The following is a 3,057-nucleotide window of genomic DNA, read 5'->3' on the forward strand; positions in this document are numbered from 1 at the left end:
CCCGGGTTCGCGGCCTGCGCATCGGGCGTGTCGCCGTTGGCCGCCGCGGCCGATTCGGGAAGCTCCCAGACGCCCGTGCGATCCGCGTGTTCCTTCGCGAGCATCACGTCGTGCTGCCGCTCGAGCGCGCGCACGAGCGCGACCGCCTGCGCGGGGCTGCCGGCCGCGAGCACCTCGTCGGCGGCGATCCGCCATTCCGGATCGCGCTTCAGTTGCAGCGCGAACGCGAGCAGCGCCTTGCCGTAGATCGTGTTGGTCGTGCCGTTCGCGATCTCCGCGAACACGCGCACCGCGTCGTCGAAGTTGCCGAGCGCGACGTGCAGCATGCCGTCGAACATGTCGGCGGCGGGCAGTTGCGGCGCGAGTACGCGCAGCGCGTCGATCAGCAGGCCCATGTCGTAGGGATCGGCGGCCGGGCCGTCGAGCGCGCCGCCGAGCGCGAGGCTCGCGGCGTCGATCAGTTCGTTCAGCGCCGCTTGGTTGCATCGCAGATAGGTCGGCCGGGATTCGTCCATGGTGTGCGCTCCGTGTCGCCGCGCGAGCGGCGCATGTCGTTGAGGAAATGGCGTATGGAGCGCAAGGTAGCAGCGCGCCGCGCCCGCCCGGCCGCCGATGCGAAGTGCGCGCGTGCGACGCGAAGCGCCATGCGCGCTTCGCGCGGGACGGCGCCGCTTCGGGTGGGCGCGCGCGGCCGCCGCCGCGTGCCGCTAACGTACGCGCCATGTCCGACTCTCGACAGGAACGGCGGCGATGGCCGAAGAGAAAACCGAAGAACCCTCCGAACGGAAGCTGAAGAAGGTCCGCGAGAAGGGCCAGGTCGCAAAGAGCAAGGACGTCGCGGACGCGGTGACGCTGGCCGCGGCGATCGGCGTGCTGACGGCGGGTGAATCGATGCTGACCGGCGGCCTGTCGCGCACGATCCGCACCGCGCTCGATTTCGTGAATGGCGAACGCACGCCGCAGGCGACGCTGTCCGCGCTGCACGACCTCGCCGCGAGCGCCGCGTTGACGATGCTGCCGTTCGTCGTCGCCGCGATCGTCGCGGGCATCGTGTCGCAGGCGCCGCAGGCGGGTTTCATGATCACGCTCGAGCCCGTGATGCCGAAGTTCGACGCGATCAATCCGATGGCGGGCATCAAGAAGATCTTCTCGATGAAGTCGCTGCTCGAGCTCGTGAAGATGATCGTCAAGGCGATCGTGCTCGCGTGCGTGATCTGGAAGATGATGATGTCGCTGTTTCCACTGGTCGTCGCGAGCGTGTACGAGGCGACGCCACAGTTGTCGCGTGTGCTGTGGACCGTGCTGATGAAGCTGCTCGGCGTCGTCGCGATCGTCGTCACGGTGTTCGCGGCGGCCGACTACAAGATCGCGCGCATGATGTTCATGCGCGACAACCGGATGACGAAGGAAGAGGCGAAGCGCGAGAACAAGGAGAGCGAGGGCGATCCGCACACGAAGGGCGAGCGCCGCCGGCTCGCGCGCGAGATCGCGACGAGCGCGCCGGCGCGGCAGAAGGTCGGCCAGGCGAACGTGCTCGTCGTCAACCCGACGCATTACGCGATCGCGATCCGCTATGCGCCCGACGAGTATCCGCTGCCGCGGGTGATAGAGAAAGCCGTCGACGACGGCGCGCTCGCGCTGCGCCGCCACGCGCACGCGCTCGGCGTGCCGATCGTCGGCAATCCGCCCGTCGCGCGCGCCCTGTACCGCGTCGAGCGCGACGCGGCGATTCCCGAAGAACTGTTTGAAACGGTGGCCGCGATCCTGCGCTGGGTCGAGTCGGTCGCGGGCGCGCGCACCGACGCCGCCGTTCCCTCCGAGAGGTCGTCATGACGCTGAAAACCCTCAAACTCCCCGCCGGCGGCGAGGTCGGCATCACGGCGCTGGTCGTCGCGATCGTCTCGCTGATGATCCTGCCGCTGCCACCCGAGGTGATCGACGTGCTGCTCGGCATCAACATCGCGATCAGCGTCACGCTGCTGATGGTGACGATGTACGTCGGCAGCATCGTGTCGCTGTCGGTGTTTCCGTCGGTCCTGCTGTTCACGACGCTGTACCGGCTGTCGCTGAACATCGCGTCGACGAAGTCGATCCTGCTGCACGCGAACGCGGGCGACATCATCGAGAGCTTCGGCGAGCTCGTCGTCGGCGGCAATCTCGTCGTCGGCCTCGTCGTGTTCCTGATCATCACGACCGTGCAGTTCATCGTGATCGCGAAGGGCTCGGAGCGCGTTGCCGAAGTCGGCGCGCGCTTCACGCTCGACGCGATGCCCGGCAAGCAGATGAGCATCGACGCGGACCTGCGCGCGAACATCCTGACGCCCGACGAGGCGCGCCGCAAGCGCGCGACGCTCGCGAAGGAGAGCCAGTTGCACGGCGGGATGGACGGGGCGATGAAGTTCGTCAAGGGCGATGCGATCGCGGGGCTCATCATCACGCTCGTCAACATCGTCGCAGGCATCGCGATCGGCGTGATGTATCACGGGATGACGGCCGGCGAAGCGGCGAACCGCTTCTCGATCCTGTCGGTCGGCGACGCGATGGTGTCGCAGATTCCGTCGCTGCTGATCTCGGTCGCGGCCGGCGTGATGATCACGCGCGTCGCGGACGATCACGACGAAGGCGAAGGCACGTCGCTCGGCTCCGAGATCGCGAAGCAGCTCGGCGGCAGCTTTCGCGCGCTGTACTTCGCGTCGGTGCTGCTGATCGGCTTCGCGGCGGTGCCGGGCTTTCCGGCGGCGCTGTTCGTGCTGCTGTCGGCGATTCTCGCGTTTTCCGGCTACCGGCTGCAGAAGGGCGCGCGCCGCACGACCGCGCGCGGCGAGCCGGTGATCGCGCTGCAGCGCGCGGGTGCGAAAGGCAGCACGCCGTCGATCCTGCCGCGCGCGCCGCTTTTCACGTGCGCGATCGGCGTGCGGGTGTCGCCGGATCTCGTCGCGCGGCTCGCGCCCGCCGCGCTCGATTGCGCGTTCGACGAGGAGCGAGCGAAGCTGCAGGAAGAACAGGGGCTGCCGTTTCCTGGCATCACGCTGTGGACCAGCGACGCGCTGCCCGAAG

3 protein-coding genes are annotated in these 3,057 nt (G+C 68.5%); 2 read left to right on the forward strand and 1 reads right to left on the reverse strand.

The window, feature by feature from the left end:
• Positions 1 to 515: HrpB1 family type III secretion system apparatus protein (locus G3N93_RS36735; RefSeq protein WP_206135215.1), on the reverse strand; the 515-nt coding region annotated here is incomplete at its 3' end.
• Between the two features lie 235 nt (positions 516 to 750).
• On the opposite strand from G3N93_RS36735, the gene sctU reads away from it, so the two are divergent.
• Both sctU and G3N93_RS36745 read left to right on the forward strand, forming a co-directional pair.
• Positions 751 to 1,833 carry a type III secretion system export apparatus subunit SctU gene (gene sctU, locus G3N93_RS36740; RefSeq protein ID WP_206135216.1) on the forward strand — a complete coding sequence of 361 codons (1,083 nt, stop codon included), beginning with the start codon at positions 751 to 753 and terminating at the stop codon, positions 1,831 to 1,833.
• A partial coding sequence (locus G3N93_RS36745) for an FHIPEP family type III secretion protein (protein ID WP_206135217.1) occupies positions 1,830 to 3,057 on the forward strand: 1,228 nt, incomplete at its 3' end. The genes sctU and G3N93_RS36745, both read left to right, overlap by 4 nt.

The sequence above is a fragment of the Burkholderia sp. Se-20378 genome (assembly GCF_017104665.1).
Classification (GTDB): Bacteria; Pseudomonadota; Gammaproteobacteria; order Burkholderiales; family Burkholderiaceae; genus Burkholderia; species Burkholderia lata.

Bases quoted from the DNA above. Each gene is read 5' to 3' on its own strand.
- sctU (WP_206135216.1), top strand. From the start codon at position 751: ATGGCCGAAGAGAAAACCGAAGAACCCTCCGAACGGAAGCTGAAGAAG.